Source organism: [Clostridium] polysaccharolyticum, assembly GCF_900111595.1.
GTDB classification, from domain to species: Bacteria; Bacillota; Clostridia; order Lachnospirales; family Lachnospiraceae; genus Clostridium_AI; species Clostridium_AI polysaccharolyticum.
In genome coordinates, this window is the sequence record NZ_FOHN01000015.1 from 44,875 (window position 1) to 63,635 (window position 18,761).

The following is an 18,761-nucleotide window of genomic DNA, read 5'->3' on the forward strand; positions in this document are numbered from 1 at the left end:
TTATGGACATGAAAGAAAAAAGTTATGAAACAAAAGCTGTGCTTTATTATCTAGGAGAACCATATAAAATTGTCCGCAAGCCTTCTTTGTCGGCGAGAAAAGGTTATGTAGCAGCAGTAGGCAAAGAAATATTGATTTATGGAAATTACAAAACGGATGAAAAGATACGGATGGTGTTAGAAAAATGGTATCAGGAGAAGGCTTCGGTCTATATTCCGAAAAGAATTACCTATTTTGAGAAGAAGATAGGTGTTAATTGCAAAAAAATAAGTCTTAGAAATACAAAAACAAGGTGGGGAAGCTGCAGCAGTGAAAGACATGTCATGATTAACTGGAAGCTTATTATGGCACCAGAGAGCGTACTGGATTATGTTGTATGCCATGAACTTTGCCATATATTGCAGATGAATCATTCTAAGGAGTTCTGGTCACTTGTAGAGACGTATATGCCTGACTGGAAAGAAAAGAAAGAGTGGCTTCGGGAAAATGGACATTCTCTGGAGGTGTGATTTGGATGGGAGGAAACGATGAAAGCAAAATATAAAGGAATCATTTATATTTTATGTGCGGCATTCTGCTTTGCACTGATGAATACATTTGTACGTTTAGCGGGAGATATTCCGTCTATACAGAAAGCGTTCTTTCGTAATCTTGTGGCACTGTTCTTTGCTTATGGCATTATGAAGAAAGAACATATCAAGATGGAATGGAAGAAAGGAGCAGGCTGGTGCCTGTTTTTCCGTGCGTTTTTTGGAACGATTGGGGTGTTTTGTAATTTTTATGCGGTAGACCATCTGGTGCTGTCTGATGCATCGATGCTTAATAAGATGTCTCCGTTCTTTGCCATTGTATTTTCTTACTTTATTTTGAAAGAAAGAATCAGCATGATTCAGTTAATAAGTGTTCTAACTGCATTTACAGGTTGTCTTTTTATTATTAAGCCAACATTTGTGTTTGTGGATATTGTTCCTGCTGTAATAGGCCTGTGTGGAGGCTTGTTTGCGGGAATTGCTTATACTATGGTGCGTGTTTTAGGAAACCGTGGAGTAAAGGGACCCTTTATTGTCTTTTTCTTTTCGACATTTTCCTGTTTGGCATCGGTTCCGTTTATGATATATCATTATGTACCGATGAGTGGAAAACAGCTGGTGTTTCTTTTGCTGGCAGGTCTTTCGGCGGCAGGAGGGCAGTTTGGGATTACTTTTGCATATATTTATGCTCCAGCTAAAGAAATCAGTATATATGATTATTCTCAGGTGATTTTTGCAGCAATATTCGGATACTTTTTATTTGGTCAGGTTCCAGACAGATATAGTTTTCTTGGGTATGTAATGATCTGTTCCATGGCGGTTTTAATGTTCTGGCATAACAACAGAAAAACTCCTCATAAGATTTAGCCTTATGAGGAGTTCTATATATTGTTTTGGCTGAAACGTTCTTACATAGTTTCTTTCATCTTGTTTTCAAGATTCATGATTTCTACTCGTTTCGTTCTTAAATATTCAATGTGCTTATTGAAATTACCACCGTCATTCAAGATGTTTAAAGTTTTAGTTGCCTCGGAATATGTAGAGTCTACAAGTGGTATGGTGTTAAAAGCATTGGTTTCAATGGCTTCTTCAATTCTACGAAGAGCTTCAACCAGATTGTTCTTGTAATTTTCGATATCTTTCTTCATGCGTTCTAATTGTTCTTCTGCCTTCTTTGCACGAATCTTTGCTAAGAAAGGTTTTACATCTACAATAGTGTCTTCGTTTTCAAGTGCGTAAACTAGTGTGTAAGGCTTTTGGATCTTGATTAATCTTTGTCCTTTTGGATATTCTTTATTAGCAGCAGCTAAGAAAGAAGCAACAGCAGGATCTTTGGATGGAGAATCTATGATTTCACCATCTAGGTAGTAAATTCCGCTTCTTTTTAAGACATGGTTGGTAGCTGTATCCAAGTCGTAAAAACGGAAGCCGATGATACGAACATCTAAGTCAGGATTGTCCATTAATAGGGCCTCTTCCATCATTTCTTTGATATTCCATGTTTCGACTTCTTTTGTGTTGTTGATAATACCAAATCCGACGTTTAAAAATTGTACATAACTTGCCATAGTATCACTCCCTTTTGATTAATGCCACAACTATTTTAACATGAATAATTTTGTAAAACAACTACAAGTTATCTGTGAAAATAGTACCAGTTTATTTGCATTTTGCTATATAAAGTGCCATAATAGTTATAATTGTTTATTGGAGGTAATTTGAGTGAGTAAGAAAATTCAGTATGAACATATTGTTCAGTATTATGAAACGGATCAAATGAAAATTGTACATCATTCTAACTATATCCGGTGGTTTGAAGAAGCCAGGATTGCATGGATGAAAGAGATGGGCATGCCTTGTGAAATACTTGAGGAGAAAGGCATTATCATACCTGTTGTAGATGTAAGCTGTAAATATATTGCCATGACTCATTTTGGAGAAGAAGTGATTGTAGTTCCAGCTGTCACAAAATTCAATGGAATTGTTATAAACCTTTCTTACGAAGTATTTGGGAAAGAATCAGGAGAACTAAAAGTTACTGGTACATCCTCTCATTGTTTCATTGATAAGAATTATAAAGTTATGGCTTTAAAGAAAACGCATAAAGAGGTATACGAGAAGATATGTCAGTTTGTGAATGGGCAGGAGTAAAGAAACAGGATGTGGTCTGTGGACCACATCCTGTTTCTTTTAAAGGCTGATGTCGATGTTGCCGCCAAGATTAGGTGTTACAGACATTTCCATCATCTTTTTTATCCCGTCGCCGGCTGTTTCTAGCTGGTTTAAGGACATTTTCATAACACTGGCAGCAATCTGGTTTCCAAGATTCATGTAAGGAATTGCTGCGGCTATTGCAGTGATATCCATAATGAGACCTCCTTTTTATATTATTTTCAGGCTCCATTGTGAACAGTCCCACACATCTGTTGCTAGGCCATCATAAAAATCAGGTTCATGACAGATGAGAAGGATACTTCCTTTGTATTCTTTTAATGCATGTTTTAATTCCTCTTTTGCGTCTTTATCTAAATGGTTTGTAGGCTCGTCTAGCAATAATATATTTGTTTCTCTGTTAATCAGTTTGCACAGACGGACTTTGGCCTGCTCACCACCGCTTAGCACTCTTATCTGGCTTTCGATATGCTTGGTAGTAAGACCGCATTTTGCCAAAGCAGAACGAACCTGATATTGTGTATAAGAAGGAAACTCTTTCCAGATTTCTTCAATACAAGTAGTAGTATTTCCAGGTGCCATTTCCTGTTCAAAATATCCGATTTCCAGATAATCTCCTAGGGTAACAGAGCCTTCAAGAGGTTTGCTGATTCCTAAAATACTTTTTAACAAGGTTGTTTTGCCAATACCATTCGCACCAGTTAGCACCACTTTCTGGCCACGTTCCATAGAAAGGTTAAGTGGTTTGGATAAAGGTTCGCTATAACCAATTACTAAATCTCTGGTTTCAAATAAAATTTTTCCGGAAGTTCTGGCATTCTGGAAGCTGAATTCTGGTTTTGGTTTATCCTTAGCAAGTTCAATGACTTTCATTTTATCTAGTTTTTTCTGTCTGGACATAGCCATGTTACGTGTAGATACACGAGCCTTGTTTCTGGCTACAAAGTCCTCAAGTTCTTCGATTTCCTGCTGCTGGCGGCGATATGCTGCCTCAAGCTGGGCACGCTTCATTGCATAGACTTCCTGGAATTTATCGTAATTTCCAACATAGCGGTCTAATTTCTGGTTTTCCATATGATAAATCAGGTTAATCACACTATTTAAAAATGGAATGTCGTGAGAAATTAGTATAAAAGCATTTTCGTATTCCTGCAAATACCGTTTCAGCCATTCAATGTGCTCTGCGTCCAAGTAGTTTGTAGGCTCGTCTAACAGAAGGATATCTGGCTTTTCTAACAGAAGCTTTCCTAACAGTACTTTGGTTCTTTGCCCGCCGCTCAGGTCCGTTACGTCTTTGTCCAGACCGATACCGTTTAAGCCTAAGGCACGGCCGATTTCATCAATTTTAGAATCAATAATATAAAAATCATGAGCCATTAGAAGATCCTGGATAACTCCAAGTTCTTCCATCATGTTACTTAATTCTTCGTCAGAAGCATCCCCCATTCTGTCACAGATTTCATTCATCTGCTGTTCCATTTCAAATAAGAAAGCGAATGCAGATTTTAAAACGTCGCGGATTGTCATGCCTTTTTCCAGAACAGTATGCTGGTCCAGATAACCGACACGCACATTTTTTGACCACTCTATTTTCCCTTCGTCTGGCTGCAGGGAACCCGTAATGATGTTCATAAAAGTTGATTTTCCTTCTCCGTTAGCACCGAAAAGGCCAATATGCTCTCCTTTTAACAGGCGGAATGAAACGTCTTGAAAAATTGCGCGGTCGCCAAATCCATGGCTAAGATGTTCTACGTTTAAAATACTCATTGTTAATACCAAGCCTTTCTAGTAATGTATCGGTAAGTTCCGAAACAAAAATAACAGTTATTTTATTGTATAAGAAAAGACACCGTGTGACAATAGTTTTATCTGGATTTTATAGAAAGCTTTTTACACTGAAGACAGGTGTTGTGAATGGAATTGTAAATGGTGCTGCCACACACAGGACATTCTGAGATGTGATACACATAAATTCCTAGTTTAGGGCTGTAAAAGTGTTCGAGGAGCTGTTCGTCAATAGTATTGGAACAGTCCATTTTGCTTAGGTCTTTGAGGGCATAAACAGCCGCTTCTCTGGAAATGCCAAATAAAGTGCTAATGTCCTTTGGCTGCGTAAGACGGGATTTTTTTAAAATGCACCGAGGGGCAAGCAGGTGGCTGGCAAATAGGTTGGCGTCAGTTTCATTTTCGCTATGTAATAACAGATGTCCTAATTCGTGCATCAGAGAAAAACGAATGCGTTCTATAGGCATGGTGTCGTTGTAGCAGACAAGGTTTCCGTAGGAAAAAGCGTCATTAGAATATTTTTGGCATAATTCAGACAGGGCTGGCTGTTTAGCCGTTAATTCTTTGTAGGAAAAGCAGGTGATGTTATATTGATTTAGTATGGAAATGCAAGACACTGGAAATGTGGCTATGTGGCAGTTTTGATAAAGCTGTAATATGTTCTGTTTTATAGTGGTATGATTCATGGCTACCTCCTGTTAGCAGGAATTTTTGTTTGCTATTGCGTATTGAGTTCAGACAGAAGTTTTATTAAATTTTCTCGTTCTTCACTAGTGAGCTGGTTTCCGTTACGTGCAATTAATTTTTTCATATTTAAAAATGGAGAAGTGACAGGTGTTCCAGTTTCTTCTAAATGTGTTCCGATTAATGTGTCCATATCAACTGAAAAAATGTCGGCAATCTGTTGAATGACAGAAAGTTCAGGCTCTCTTACTCCAGATTCATACATGCTAATAGCACTTTTGGATATATGCAAAAGAGAAGCTAACTGCTGCTGAGTATATCCTTGTGCAGTGCGGAGCTTCTTTAACTGTATCGCAAATTCGTTCATATGTATTCCTCCCTGATATAAGTATACCGAAAATACAGCGAGAATTCAAATTATCGAAAACGTAATCAAAAAAACAAAAAAGTTTCAAAAGACAGTTGACAAACGTATGTTCGAGTGTTATTATATAGATGTTCACAAAACGTGAACAGTACATACAGATGTAAGCTTACAATACAAAAGAGCAGGAGAGGTACAAAAGAATTTCAGACTAAATGTACAAAAGAGAAAAGTATTATGGTAAAGAATGCTTTTGCGAGGCGCTTTCTTCCCGATGGAAAGGTTAAACAGATGCGGAATTACGCATGATACTTGGTTGTGCGAAGGATAATGTGTGCGGGCTTAATAAAAGAAGGGGACAAAACGGGCTGATATGGCTGTCACAAAAGGGGGATGGCAGAGTATTAGCCTGTTTTGCATATTTTTTGGCTGTGAGGGAAAAACCAGATAAGATTGGGATATTATGATTTACAGGAACATAGTATTATTTATGGAATTGGCAATAGAGAATATTTTTGTAAACTGGACAGAACAAAGTCTGAGTTCCTCAGACTTTCACGACTGGAATGTACTCGAAGGAACTCAGGCTTTGCTGTGCCAGATGGGTAAGGACTCGCAGAGGACTTTCTTAATCAAATAAAAAAGGCTAAATCAATTGATTTAGCCTTAACAGGGGCAGTAGGACTTGAACCCACGACCTGCGGTTTTGGAGACCGTTATTCTACCAGCTGAACTATACCCCTATTGATTTGCTGCCATGTGAATTACATTGCCCCTACATGATATAACATGAAAACTGATTTGTCAACAAAAATTTTCAAATTTGTTAGAAATCAGTTTTTTAGCGATTATCTTCCTTTACCAATCTGTGCCCTAAAAAAAGGCTAAATCAATTGATTTAGCCTTAACAGGGGCAGTAGGACTTGAACCCACGACCTGCGGTTTTGGAGACCGTTATTCTACCAGCTGAACTATACCCCTATTGATTTGCTGTCATATGAACCATATCGCTCCTATATGATATAACATGAAGCAGGGTTTGTCAACAAAATAGTGAAAAAAAATTTGCTTTATCGCTAGTAAATTGCCTGTTGGCCATTTATAAGTAAAGTACGTATAAAGGACAAAAAATCTAACTGCCCTTCCGATTTAGGAAGGGGCAGTTAGTTTAAGCACTATAGAAGTTTATTGATTAGGGTTACCTTGCTTGAAGGTTTCAAAAGAATCATTTACCAGCAGTTACATCCGTTATTGCCTCCGCACTGGCCACCATTGTTAGAGCATCCTGTGAATCCACCATTACAGCCATTTCCTTGAGAAATTGCATGGCAAGGTCCGTCAAATCCCTGTGAACATTCAGAGTTGCATCCAATGAAGAATGGGTTTAAGTTAGGTGTTGTGCCACTAAATGCGTTATAGTCACCATTACAGGAACAGATTCTGTTTACTGTAATGAAGAAGGTGTAAGAGGTAGTAGCTGTGGTACTAGTAACCGAAAGTTGTAAAGCAAGAGGCAGTTCCTGGCATGCTACATAGAAAATTGCTGTATTGGATAAAATAACGCTGCCATCAGCTGCGGCTATTGTATCTTCATCAGTTGCAAAGGTTGTAGTACCTCTAATCAGACTTGCTGTGACAGTGGCTGCTCCAGCAGTATCTGTAGCTGTAATATAGTAAGAAACCTGATACAATCCTGGCTGTGTAATAAAGATTCGGTTTGTGCCAGTTGTAGCCTGTATTGCAGAGCCATAATCATATAAGATATTAGAGAATGTCAGAGGCAAAGCTACAGTAGCAGCTGTTCCAGCAATAGGATCTGTTGTATATGCTGCAAAAACATTACACTGATTCATCATCGCAGAACATTTCTGAGCATAGCCATTCATTCCTCCTTGCTGGAATCCGCCACAGTTCTGGCCTCTATTCTGGCCACCACAGTTTTGATTACAACAACAGTTCGAATTACAATTTGAATTACATTTCATAAGGAACACTTCCTTTAATTATTTATAGTACACTATATTCAAAAAAAGTAGAAATGTGTCATATCCAACTATAAAAAAGAGATAAAATATAACTAATTTTATGAAACAGCAGTTTTTAGTGAAAAAGACAAGAACTTATTGACGGAAAAATGAAAAGATGTTATAACTAACTAATGTTGCGAGATATCGTGTATTATGATAGAAAGAAGAGTGAATATTCATGGAAACTAGAAAAATAAGACTGACTCAGATGGAAGAAGTTAAGGAATTTGTAAATGCAGCTTCTGGGTGCGACTTTGATGTGGATATTTTTTATAACCGCGTTATCATTGATGCAAAATCCTTTTTAGGCGTTGCAAGCCTGGATTTGACTAGAGTTTTAAATGTTTCCTGCCAAGGATATAATAGGGATTTTGAAAATACATTGAATAAATTTGCATCTTATGTATAAATCATGTATAAGCTTAACAGAAAAAGAGGAAATACTACATAATACAAGTAGTTAATATTATGCAGTAATTAGAATGGAGAAAGTGATGTATCGATTAATAACTCAAGATGGGCAGGCAAAAAGAGGCGAATTTCACACGGTACATGGTGTAATTCAAACTCCTGTTTTTATGAATGTTGGAACAGCAGCTGCAATTAAGGGGGCTGTTTCAACAATGGACTTACAAAAGATTGGGACACAAGTGGAGTTATCCAATACGTATCATTTACATGTTCGCCCAGGTGATAAAGTAGTGAAGCAGCTAGGTGGCCTCCATAAGTTTATGGTTTGGGATAAGCCGATTTTAACAGACTCAGGCGGATTCCAAGTCTTTTCTTTGGCTGGACTTCGTAAGATCAAAGAAGAAGGAGTATATTTTCAATCTCATATTGATGGCAGACGTATTTTTATGGGACCTGAGGAAAGCATGCAGATTCAGTCTAATCTGGCATCTACAATTGCGATGGCATTTGATGAGTGTCCACCGCACCCAGCGACTCGCGAATATATGCAGAATTCAGTTGACCGTACAACAAGATGGCTAGAGCGCTGCATAAAAGAAATGAAACGTTTGAATGAACTGCCGGATACAATTAACAAAAAGCAGATGCTGTTTGGCATTAACCAGGGAGGGACCTTTGCAGATATCCGTATTGAACATGCAAAGCGTATTTCGGAAATGGATCTGGACGGTTATGCTCTTGGCGGGCTGGCTGTTGGTGAAAGCCATGAGGAAATGTATGACATTATTGAGAAAACAGTTCCTTATCTGCCATTAGAGAAACCAACTTATTTAATGGGGGTAGGAACACCAGCAAATATTTTGGAAGCAGTAGAACGTGGAGTAGATTTTTTTGACTGTGTATATCCATCACGCAATGGAAGACATGGACATGCTTACACGAACCATGGAAAGATGAACCTGTTAAATGCCAGATATGAATTAGATGACAGGCCAATGGAAGAAGGATGTCAGTGTCCAGTCTGCCAGACTTACAGCAGAGCGTATATTAGGCATTTGTTAAAAGCAAAAGAAATGCTTGGCTTAAGAATGCTTGTTACCCATAATCTGTACTTCTACAATAAAATGATGGAAGAAATCCGTGATGCAATTGAGCACCACAGATTCAAAGAGTATAAAAAAGCTAAGTTAGAAGGTATGGCACAAGGAGAATAAGTGTGCTATAATGCGTATATTCGAGTGTGGAAAAAACTCAGCAAGAGTTTAAGGACTGCACTTAATAAAGTAACCTAGGAGGAACGTTATGACATTTTTACCAGTATTGGCAGCTGGCGGAACTTCAAATATGCTGGCTACAACCGTTTTACCATTAGTTTTAATGTTTGGATTGTTTTATTTTCTGCTAATCCGTCCACAGAAGAAACAGGAAAGAGAACATGCGGCATTAGTAAATTCTGTGGAAACAGGAGATAGTATTTTGACAAGTGCAGGATTTTATGGCGTTGTAATTGATGTAATGCCTGAAATCGTTATTGTTGAATTTGGTAATAATAAAAACTGTCGTATTCCTATGAAGAGGGAACATATTCAGGCAGTTGAAAAAGCGAATAAAGACGCATAAAAAGACAGAAAGCTGCATACTGCAAGAGCAGGTGCAGCTTTCTGTCTTTTGATGAATTAAGGTTTGTATATGAAAGAATTAGCGATTGTGTCCATTTCTTTTTCACTAATTGTATTTGGCGTGAAATACAAATCACCAGCCATATGATTTTCTTTATCTGTATAATATTTCCATTGTATGTAATTACTGCTTCAAAAGAATCATTGTTATATTGTATGTTGTATTTGGCTGGGAGATGAGCTTCAAAACAATCTTGTATTTTTCGTGCTGTCAGGTTATCGGAAGGTATTATTGTTGGAGTGTTTTCTGAAATTTTTATCTTGTTTGGTGTGGATGGTGTAGTTTCGAGATGGATTATTATTACACTTATGAAAAGAATAATAACTATGCAAAATCGAAATATAACTTTTTTCTTCATTTTTTTCTCCTTGTTTTTAGGTTTTGATTATTCGTCGAATGATGATATTATACGGCTAATATTTTTCTAAATCAATAAAGTGTAATAATTTTACTGAAATTAAAAAATTATCAGAAACAACTATATATTGACACATTAAGGAAAAAGTTGTATTGTTATTTTGGATGTTTAGAACTTATCTATTATGAAAGAAAAGAAAAGATTATGAACTGTATTGTCATGAAACGTTTTTTGCTGCTTGTAGCAATTTTAAGTATTACAAGTTGTACTTTTTTGTTAGGCTACATTGATGCATATAGTATTAATTCAGAGAAAGTGATTCAAGAGTTGATAAATAGTATCGACCAAAAAAGATGGAATTGTTTTACAGAATTGTGAAATAATGATGAAAAAAATATTTTGTTGAGTATTTTGCAGATGTGTCAATACAAAATGGAGTTAAACAAATTGAATCCATAAAATTGATAGATACATATAAGGTTTCTCAAGAAGATGCACAGACAAGTTTGCTTTTTGATGAGTATCCGATTTTAAGTTCATCAGGTGAAATAGACACATATATAATTTCTGTAGATTGTAGTGTGACAGTTGAAAATAATTATTTTTATAATGGGCTGAATTATTTTTTTGTTGCGCTGATTGAAGAGGATGGAGTGAAGAAAATTGCTCAATTTAATAGACCATCGCATGATTTAATTCAGAAGTACATAATTGGCTCAATTTCTTCAAAGGATGAGGATTACATAGATGAAATATCAGCTATAAATGTTATTGAAAAAGCAGAGAAAGGGTTACTTGTTAATGCAGAGAATGAGATTATTGATAAAAATTTTAGAACATATCGTTTTTTAAATAATGCATTAAGTTCTTACAAGGAATTGGGGGATGCTAGACTATTATGGGAGATACTCTTATCCAACAAGAATATTTGTTAAGGGATATGGTTATGTTGGCTTTGAAACATATTGTAAAGATGTTTTACCAAACGAATGGATACCAAGTTGGCATGTTCAATCCTTGAATGCAGGTGCGTTTTGTGTACGAATGGTGGGGTGGTATCATACAATAAATCCTGCTTCACCATCAGGTGCATACGATGTATCATCGGGAACGCAGTGCTATATAAAAGGTTCGGCACAAACTTCAACAAGTAGAGCAATTGATGATACTTATAGATATATTATGGTAAATTCATCGGACAAAATATTTTTTGCAGAATATGGACAGGGAACATCAGGAGAAATAAGTAAACGAAGTGGTGGTAAATTGTTGCAATATGGTTCGCAAGCGTTAGCGAAAAAAGGTTATTTATATAATGATATACTGAACTATTATTATGGTGGTTCAGTTCATTCCTACGGTAATATAAGAATTCTTAAATATTTTGGCTAACCAGAAAGATTAAGTCAAGAGCCGACAAAACTAAGTCCCTCTTGACTTTTTTAATAATTATGCCCTAATCTGTTTTAATCCATCTAATAATTCATCAGGTATCACAAGATTCCCTCTGCCAGTCCCAATTGAAATATCAGGTTTCACCTCTCCATGAAAATCAGAACCACCAGTCATAAGCAAATGATATTTGTCCGCAAGCTGCCGCACTGTTTCTTCCTCCTCAGGAGAATAGGTCGAATAAATAGTCTCAATTCCTTTTAATCCATGTTTTGCTAATCGTTCTACTAGTTGATCCAGCTCTTCCTCAGGCAAATGATACAACATAGGATGGGCTAATACAGGAATGCCATCAGCATCCAGAATTGCTTCGATTGCCTGTTCTGGTGTGATGAACTTCCGGTTTACATAGTATTTGCTATCTTCATTTAAATATCTGTCAAATGCTTCTTTTGCTGTTTTTACATATTGTTTCCTGACTAAAATTTTTGCGAAATGCGCTCTCGTGATAACTGCATCTTTTGATTCTTCCTTTAATTCTTCCATTGTAATCTGGATGCCATCGTTTTGGAAATTTTGTACCATTTTTAAATTTCGTTCTTCTCTTTCATCCACCATCTGTTTAAGAAGGCTTCGCAGGTTCTGGTTTCCGGAATCAATATACAGGCCTAGAATGTGAATATCCCGCTTTTTATACCCAACGGATAATTCCACGCCTGGAATGAAAGTAAAATCAATACCTTTGTTTTTATAATGTATGGCACGTTTCATGGCTTCATCAATACCGCCAACTGTGTCGTGGTCGGTAAGAGCAATTGCTTTTAGCCTGGCATCCACAGCAAGGTCAATTACTTTTGCAGGAGACAAAGTCCCGTCAGATATATTGGAATGTACGTGTAAATCTATCATCTGATTCATCCTTTCCTTGATGGTATTTATAGTATGGATTGTGTATCTGGGTTCTATTATAGATCAAGTAGCCAGATATATAAAATGAATTTGTCAGGTTCTAAGTCAAAATAAGATTTAATATATATGGAAATAGAAAGGTACAGGTATTGGAGGTGAAATATGAATCAGTCTGCACAAAAACAGTCTAAGGGAACGGTTTTAGCCAAAGCTTTGTTTGTCTCATATGTTATAACAGGAGTGGTTTTATTATGTTTGGCTTTAATTATGTATAAAGCGGAACCTTCCAATATGTTTGTAAGTGCTGGAGTCGTTTTTGCGTATATTTTTTCAGCATTCGTAGGAGGAATGATTGTAGGAAAGAAAACACAAGAGAAGAGATTTCTGTGGGGAATCCTATCAGGAGTTTTGTATTTTTCAATTATTTTTGCAATATCAATTTTGATGAAGAAAGATATTCTTAGCCAGATTGGAAGCACGATTACAGTATTCATTACCTGTGGTTTTGGAGGAATGCTTGGAGGAATGTTAAGTTGATAGAAAGCAATGGATTCTGATTAGGCAAATGTAAAAAAAAACTTCCAATACAAATTGATATGTGATATAATATCTAAAGTTGACAAGAATTTTTTGTTACGAATGGATAGATTTGCTTGAAACGTCCATGGCACAAGAAGTTCAGAAAAAGGAGGAACTAGTGTTGAAACATATTAAATCATTAAGCACTCGTAATTTAAAAGATACAATGAAAAAAGGCGGCTGTGGAGAATGCCAGACATCCTGCCAGTCTGCCTGCAAAACATCTTGCACAGTTGGAAATCAAAGCTGTGAGAACCAGTAATTATAAGCATTGGGCAGCGGCATTTGCCGCTGCCTATTCAATGTATATAATATAAAGGACAAGCCCACAGCATATATCATATTGAAAGTTGAAAGGAGCAGTACAGTGATACATCAATATAAAAACAACGGCTTCAATATCGTATTAGACGTTAACAGCGGGAGTGTCCATGTAGTGGATGATTTGGTTTACGATATCATTGAAGTATATGAAAGGGAAAACAAAGAATCCATAGTTAATATGATGTTAGCAAAATATGAAGGAACAGAATATTGCAGAAAGGACATCGAAGAAGCTATCGAAGAAATTGAACAGCTCAAGGAAGATGGAAGCTTATTTACAGAAGATATATACAAAGACTATATTATGGACTTTAAGAAACGCAAGACAGCAGTAAAGGCACTTTGCTTACATATCGCTCATGACTGTAATTTAGCATGCAGATACTGTTTTGCTGATGAAGGTGAATACAAAGGCGATAAAGGCATGATGAGCTTTGAAATAGGTAAGCAGGCATTGGATTTTCTAATTGCCAATTCCGGTAACAGAAGAAACCTTGAAGTTGATTTCTTTGGTGGAGAGCCACTTATGAATTTTGACGTTGTAAAACAGTTAGTCCGTTATGGAAGGGAACAGGAAAAGATTCATAACAAGAATTTCCGTTTCACGTTAACTACAAATGGCGTATTATTAAATGACGACATTATGGAGTTTATTAATGAAGAAATGGCTAATGTTGTTTTAAGTGTAGACGGCCGTAAGAATGTTCATGACTGGATGAGGCCAACTAGAAATGGCAAAGGCAGCTATGATCTGATTATGCCAAAATTCCAGAAGCTTGCGGAAAGCAGAGGACAGAAAAACTATTATGTAAGAGGTACTTTTACACATCATAACCTTGATTTTGCAGACGATGTTTTACATCTGGCAGATTTAGGTTTTGAACAGATTTCTGTAGAACCTGTTGTTGCAGCAGATGATAAGGAATATGCTATTAAAGAGTCTGATATCCAGCAGGTTTTTGATGAATATGACAAACTGGCAAAAGCACTGATTGAACGTGAAAAGAATGGCAAGGGAGTGAACTTCTTCCATTTTATGATAGATTTAAGTGGTGGCCCTTGTGTAGCGAAGAGATTGTCTGGCTGTGGTTCAGGTACGGAGTATTTAGCAGTAACACCATGGGGAGATTTATATCCATGTCATCAGTTCGTAGGACAGGAAGAATTTTTAATGGGTAATGTTTTTGATGGGGTAAAGAAAACAGATATCCGAGATGAATTCAAGCTTTGCAATGTGTATGCAAAATCAAAATGCAAAGAATGTTTTGCACGTTTTTACTGTAGCGGTGGATGTGCAGCGAATTCCTATAATTTCACTGGAGCCATTAACGGCACTTATGACGTTGGGTGTGAATTACAGAAAAAGCGTATTGAATGTGCCATCATGATGAAGGCAGCAAAAGCACAGTAAACAGGTAGTCGTACGCATGTAAAGTAAGAGGTAAAGGAGAAAGAACAATGAAAGATAAGAGAAAAGGTATACTAAGCCTGTGCCTTGCGGTTTTAGCGATAGCGGCATTGTGCTTTGTATCATTTGTGGGTATTGGTAAGCAGCATAAAGGAACTGCTGAGCATATTAGGCTTGGTCTTGATTTAGATGGCGGTGTAAGTATTACTTACGAAGCAAAAAAGAAGAATCCATCTGCAACTGAAATGGCAGATACAAAATACAAGCTTCAGAAACGTGTGGAAAACTACAGTACTGAAGCAGCGGTATATCAGGAAGGTACAAAACGTATCAATGTTGATATTCCAGGTGTTACAGATGCCAATGCGATCTTAGAAGAATTAGGGAAAGCAGGGGCACTGGAATTTAAGGATGAAGCAGGCAAAGTAGTCCTGACAGGTAAAGATATTGCCAATGCAGATGCGAATACCATATCTGACCAGACAACTGGACAGCCAAAGCATATTGTACAGTTAAAACTGAATGCTTCTGGTACTAAAAAATTTGCTGAAGCAACACAGGAAGCAGTAGCTACTAATCCGCATAAGACTATTTCCATTGTATATGATGGAAAAGTGATTTCCAATCCAGTTGTAAATACTGCAATTACAAATGGGGAAGCATCTATTGAAGGACAGAAATCTTTTGAAGAAGCAGAACATCTTGCAAGTACAATCCGTATTGGTGCCCTTCCGCTTGAATTAAAAGAAATCCGTTCTAACGTAGTTGGTGCGAAATTAGGTGAAGAAGCACTGAAAACAAGTTTAATTGCTGGTTTAATCGGATTAATTGCCGTGCTGTTATTTATGAGCATATACTACCGTATTCCAGGTGTAGCTGCAAGTATTGCATTGCTTATTTATATTTTAGCAGATATAATCATGATTAATGCATTTGATGTTACGCTTACATTACCAGGTATTGCAGGTGTTATTTTATCCATCGGTATGGCCGTAGATGCCAATGTTATTATCTTTACAAGAATTCGAGAAGAACTTACTGCTGGAAAGTCAGTACGTTCTGCTATTAAAGCTGGTTTTGACAAAGCCCTTTCTGCAATTATTGATGGTAACATTACTACTTTGATTGCTGCTGCTGTTCTTTATTTCAAAGGTTCAGGTACTGTAAAAGGATTTGCCCAGACATTAGCAATCGGTATCGTAATTTCTATGTTTACAGCTTTATTCGTAACAAGAACTATTTTGACAGCATTTTACCGTGTAGGCTGTGATGATGTTAAGTTCTTTGGGTTACAAAAAGAAGTTAAAACTTATAATTATACAAAACGCATGAAAGTGTTCTTTGCAATTTCTACCTTGCTTATTGCTGTAGGCATTGGTGGATTGTTTGTCAACAGATCACAGATAGGTACTGTTTTAAATTATGACTTGGATTTCTCTGGTGGTACCCAGACACAGGTTACTTTCAAGGATGAAGTACCAGGAAACAGTGAAATTGAATCGGTATTCAAAGATGCAACTGGTGAAATTGCCAATGTTTCTTCTGTTCAAGGTGAAAAAGCTGTTTTAGTTAAAACAAAAACTTTAAACTTAAAACAAAGAACAAAATTACAAGATACTTTAAGTAGTAAGTATGGAATTGATGAAGGAAACATTGCTTCAGAAAGCATTAGTTCTTCTGTAAGTAATGAAATGAAATCGGATGCAGTTACTGCCGTAATAATTGCAACAGTCTGTATGTTAATTTACATCTGGATTCGATTCAAGGACCTTGCATTTGGTGCAAGTGCGGTTATTGCCTTAATCCATGACGTATTAGTTGTATTAATGATTTATTCTGTCTGCAGAATTTCCGTTGGTAATACATTTATCGCTTGTATGCTTACAATCGTAGGTTACTCTATCAATGCCACAATCGTTATCTTTGACCGTATTCGTGAAAACAAAAAAGGCAAGAGCAGAATAGAAGATATTGAGAAGATTGTGAATGACAGTATTAGCCAGACATTCAGCAGAAGTATCAATACTTCTTTAACAACATTTATCATGGTATTCTTCCTTGCAATTATGGGGGTAGATTCTGTTAAGGAATTTGCGATTCCATTAATGGTAGGTATCATTTGCGGATGCTATTCTTCAATCTGTATTACAGGTACGGTATGGTACAGCTTTAAGAAAATCGGAAGCAGCAAATAAGCATAATCAGCCATTGTGCAAATGTATATAGTAACAGCATATAACGCCATGAAGGTTTGACTTTCATGGCGTTTGTTTATGGATGGAAAGTGTGACGGAGGTTATTATGGAGAAATGGTTTATTCGGAACCGGAAAGCCAATTATGCTTTGATTGCCAGCCAGTTTGGAATTAGTGAAGTGACAGCCAGAATAGCAGTAAATAGAGGGATTTCCTCTAATGCAGAAATGCGTATGTATTTACATCCTTCCCTTGGGGATCTGCATGAGCCACGAAAGATGAAACACATGGAACTGGCATCAGAAATCATTAGAGAAAAAATAAAGGCAGGTAAAAAGATTCGCATTATTGGAGATTACGATGTAGATGGTGTCATGTCTACGTATATTTTATATACAGGGCTGAAATATTGTGGAGCAAATGTAGACTATGAAATTCCAGACAGGATAAAGGATGGGTATGGAATTAACATTGCAATAGTAGAAGCGGCAGCACAGGAAGGAGTAGATACCATCTTAACCTGTGACAACGGAATTGCTGCTTTTGACCAGATTGCAAGAGCAAAGGAACTAGGGCTTACAGTTGTAATTACCGACCATCATGATATTCCATTTCATGAGGAAAATGGGAAAAAGCAATATCGAATCCCGTTAGCAGATGCCATAGTGAATCCCAAACAGCATGACTGTCTATATCCTATGGAGGGTATTTGTGGGGCAGTGGTTGCTTTTAAATTAATACAAGTTCTATATGAAAATTTGGGAATTAAAGCAGAGAAAGCGGGAGAGCTTCTGGAATTTGCTGCGATTGCAACGGTATGCGATGTAATGGATCTGGTAGATGAAAACAGAACGATTGTGCAATACGGGTTAAAGAAGGCAGAGAGAACGAAAAATATAGGACTGCAAGCATTGCTTCGGGAAAATAAACTGGAAGACCAGCATTTATCTGCTTATCATTTTGGTTTTGTGGTAGGTCCTTGCATTAATGCGTCTGGAAGGCTGGAATCGGCAAAGCTGGCATTAAGACTCTTTTTGACAGATAACGAAAAAGTGGCACAAGAATATGCAAAAGACTTAAAAGAACTGAATGAAGAACGTAAAGAACTGACCAGTGAAGGAATTGAAAAAGCGTGCGAACTTGTGGAAAAACAATATATGGAGGATTCGGTGCTTGTTGTATATTTAGAGCATTGCCACGAAAGCATTGCTGGAATTATAGCAGGGAGGATTCGAGAGCGTTATAATAAACCTGCTATTGTGCTGACAGATGGAGAAGAACATGTAAAAGGTTCTGGACGTTCTATTGAAGAATATCCAATGTCTGATAAGCTTAATGAGTGTAAGGAACTGCTTTTAAAGTTCGGAGGACATCCTCTGGCAGCAGGGCTTTCTTTAAAAAAGGAAAATATAGAACCATTAAGAAGGGCATTAAACGAAAAATCAGGTTTGAAAGAAGAAGATTTTATAAAAAAAGTATCCTTTGATATGGTTTTGCCATTTGAAGATGTCACCTGCACATTGATTCAGGAATTTGATTTGTTAGAGCCATTTGGCAAATCAAATGAAAAACCAAGTTTTGCTTTAAAAGACGTACAGCTTGTGAATGCAAAGGTAATCGGAAAGAATAAAAATATGGCAAGGCTTACAGTGAAAACCAGAAGCAGCAATCAAGTTTATACCGCAATGCTATTTCGTGAATTTGAAGCATTTGAACAGTTAATCTGTGAGAAATATGGAGAAGAATCTTTAAAACGTCTTTATGAAGGGACTGCAGAGAATGTCCTGTTAGACTTTGTTTTTTATCCAAATGTAAATGAGTTTAACGGAAATACGACAATCCAGTTTATCATCCAACATTTTAGATAAAGCTACTTGCAATTTTTAGGATAAATGTTAAAATGAAATTGATGTTTTATTTTGTATTAGAGAAGAAAGGTAATTA

20 protein-coding genes and 2 tRNA genes are annotated in these 18,761 nt (G+C 36.8%); 13 read left to right on the forward strand and 9 right to left on the reverse strand.

The features are described 5' to 3' along the window. Window positions 1–2: 2 nt before the first annotated feature. Window positions 3–509 (forward strand): M48 family metallopeptidase, encoded by a 507-nt coding sequence (locus tag BMY85_RS10140; RefSeq protein WP_092478165.1) that lies wholly within the window; start codon window positions 3–5, stop codon window positions 507–509. Window positions 510–527: 18 nt separating this feature from the next. Then, a complete protein-coding gene (locus BMY85_RS10145; RefSeq protein WP_092478166.1) occupies window positions 528–1,397 on the forward strand; it encodes a DMT family transporter in 870 nt (289 codons plus the stop codon). Between the two features lie 41 nt (window positions 1,398–1,438). Here the strand turns inward: BMY85_RS10145 and BMY85_RS10150 are convergent, their stop codons facing one another. Beyond that, window positions 1,439–2,098, reverse strand: coding sequence for a hypothetical protein (locus BMY85_RS10150; protein ID WP_092478167.1), 660 nt, complete (start codon window positions 2,096–2,098; stop codon window positions 1,439–1,441). Between the two features lie 154 nt (window positions 2,099–2,252). Here BMY85_RS10150 and BMY85_RS10155 point away from each other — a divergent pair, with 154 nt between their 5' ends. Further along, window positions 2,253–2,681, forward strand: coding sequence for an acyl-CoA thioesterase (locus tag BMY85_RS10155; RefSeq protein WP_242939723.1), 429 nt, complete (start codon window positions 2,253–2,255; stop codon window positions 2,679–2,681). A 39-nt stretch (window positions 2,682–2,720) separates the two neighbouring features. Here the strand turns inward: BMY85_RS10155 and BMY85_RS10160 are convergent, their stop codons facing one another. The 7 genes from BMY85_RS10160 to BMY85_RS10190 form a co-directional block, all read right to left on the reverse strand. After that, window positions 2,721–2,897 carry a YjfB family protein gene (locus tag BMY85_RS10160; RefSeq protein ID WP_092478168.1) on the reverse strand — a complete coding sequence of 59 codons (177 nt, stop codon included), beginning with the start codon at window positions 2,895–2,897 and terminating at the stop codon, window positions 2,721–2,723. Window positions 2,898–2,912: 15 nt separating this feature from the next. Further along, window positions 2,913–4,469 carry an ABC-F family ATP-binding cassette domain-containing protein gene (locus tag BMY85_RS10165; RefSeq protein ID WP_092478169.1) on the reverse strand — a complete coding sequence of 519 codons (1,557 nt, stop codon included), beginning with the start codon at window positions 4,467–4,469 and terminating at the stop codon, window positions 2,913–2,915. A gap of 98 nt (window positions 4,470–4,567) precedes the next feature. After that, entirely contained in the window at window positions 4,568–5,173 is a 606-nt protein-coding gene (locus BMY85_RS10170; RefSeq protein WP_092478170.1) for an ImmA/IrrE family metallo-endopeptidase, read from the reverse strand. A gap of 32 nt (window positions 5,174–5,205) precedes the next feature. Continuing rightward, on the reverse strand, window positions 5,206–5,538 hold the full coding sequence (locus BMY85_RS10175) for a helix-turn-helix domain-containing protein (RefSeq protein WP_092478171.1): 333 nt from the start codon (window positions 5,536–5,538) through the stop codon (window positions 5,206–5,208). Window positions 5,539–6,205: 667 nt separating this feature from the next. Next, window positions 6,206–6,278 (reverse strand) — tRNA-Trp (locus BMY85_RS10180). Between the two features lie 165 nt (window positions 6,279–6,443). Continuing rightward, window positions 6,444–6,516: transfer RNA gene (locus BMY85_RS10185), tRNA-Trp, on the reverse strand. Between the two features lie 248 nt (window positions 6,517–6,764). Next, window positions 6,765–7,520 carry a hypothetical protein gene (locus BMY85_RS10190; RefSeq protein ID WP_092478172.1) on the reverse strand — a complete coding sequence of 252 codons (756 nt, stop codon included), beginning with the start codon at window positions 7,518–7,520 and terminating at the stop codon, window positions 6,765–6,767. Between the two features lie 220 nt (window positions 7,521–7,740). On the opposite strand from BMY85_RS10190, the gene BMY85_RS10195 reads away from it, so the two are divergent. The 5 genes from BMY85_RS10195 to BMY85_RS10220 all read left to right on the forward strand — a co-directional run bounded on the left by BMY85_RS10195 (window position 7,741) and on the right by BMY85_RS10220 (window position 11,403). Continuing rightward, window positions 7,741–7,971 carry an HPr family phosphocarrier protein gene (locus BMY85_RS10195; RefSeq protein WP_092478173.1) on the forward strand — a complete coding sequence of 77 codons (231 nt, stop codon included), beginning with the start codon at window positions 7,741–7,743 and terminating at the stop codon, window positions 7,969–7,971. Window positions 7,972–8,056: 85 nt separating this feature from the next. Further along, window positions 8,057–9,187: a tRNA guanosine(34) transglycosylase Tgt gene (gene tgt / locus BMY85_RS10200; RefSeq protein WP_092478174.1), complete on the forward strand. Its 1,131-nt coding sequence runs from the start codon at window positions 8,057–8,059 to the stop codon at window positions 9,185–9,187. 88 nt (window positions 9,188–9,275) lie between these two features. Then, window positions 9,276–9,593, forward strand: a complete 318-nt coding sequence (gene yajC / locus BMY85_RS10205; protein ID WP_177180743.1) for a preprotein translocase subunit YajC — start codon at window positions 9,276–9,278, stop codon at window positions 9,591–9,593. Window positions 9,594–10,430: 837 nt separating this feature from the next. Then, window positions 10,431–10,946 carry a hypothetical protein gene (locus BMY85_RS10215; protein ID WP_143066363.1) on the forward strand — a complete coding sequence of 172 codons (516 nt, stop codon included), beginning with the start codon at window positions 10,431–10,433 and terminating at the stop codon, window positions 10,944–10,946. Beyond that, window positions 10,897–11,403, forward strand: a complete 507-nt coding sequence (locus BMY85_RS10220) for a SpoIID/LytB domain-containing protein (RefSeq protein ID WP_092478177.1) — start codon at window positions 10,897–10,899, stop codon at window positions 11,401–11,403. The genes BMY85_RS10215 and BMY85_RS10220 overlap by 50 nt, the downstream gene beginning before the upstream one ends. A 57-nt stretch (window positions 11,404–11,460) precedes the next feature. Here the strand turns inward: BMY85_RS10220 and BMY85_RS10225 are convergent, their stop codons facing one another. Then, complete coding sequence (locus BMY85_RS10225; RefSeq protein ID WP_092478178.1) at window positions 11,461–12,312, reverse strand: PHP domain-containing protein; 852 nt, start codon at window positions 12,310–12,312, stop codon at window positions 11,461–11,463. Between the two features lie 162 nt (window positions 12,313–12,474). On the opposite strand from BMY85_RS10225, the gene BMY85_RS10230 reads away from it, so the two are divergent. The 5 genes from BMY85_RS10230 (at window position 12,475) to recJ (ending at window position 18,685) form a co-directional block, all read left to right on the forward strand. Beyond that, entirely contained in the window at window positions 12,475–12,849 is a 375-nt protein-coding gene (locus BMY85_RS10230) for a TIGR04086 family membrane protein (protein ID WP_092478179.1), read from the forward strand. A 163-nt stretch (window positions 12,850–13,012) separates the two neighbouring features. Continuing rightward, window positions 13,013–13,153 carry a six-cysteine ranthipeptide SCIFF gene (gene scfA / locus BMY85_RS10235; protein WP_092478193.1) on the forward strand — a complete coding sequence of 47 codons (141 nt, stop codon included), beginning with the start codon at window positions 13,013–13,015 and terminating at the stop codon, window positions 13,151–13,153. A gap of 105 nt (window positions 13,154–13,258) precedes the next feature. Beyond that, window positions 13,259–14,626 (forward strand): thioether cross-link-forming SCIFF peptide maturase, encoded by a 1,368-nt coding sequence (gene scfB / locus BMY85_RS10240; RefSeq protein ID WP_092478180.1) that lies wholly within the window; start codon window positions 13,259–13,261, stop codon window positions 14,624–14,626. Between the two features lie 47 nt (window positions 14,627–14,673). Then, the gene (gene secD, locus BMY85_RS10245; RefSeq protein ID WP_092478181.1) at window positions 14,674–16,818 is read left to right on the forward strand and encodes a protein translocase subunit SecD; all 2,145 of its coding nucleotides are present in this window, start codon (window positions 14,674–14,676) and stop codon (window positions 16,816–16,818) included. Window positions 16,819–16,924: 106 nt separating this feature from the next. Next, window positions 16,925–18,685, forward strand: a complete 1,761-nt coding sequence (recJ, locus tag BMY85_RS10250) for a single-stranded-DNA-specific exonuclease RecJ (RefSeq protein WP_242939724.1) — start codon at window positions 16,925–16,927, stop codon at window positions 18,683–18,685. Window positions 18,686–18,761 lie beyond the last annotated feature (76 nt).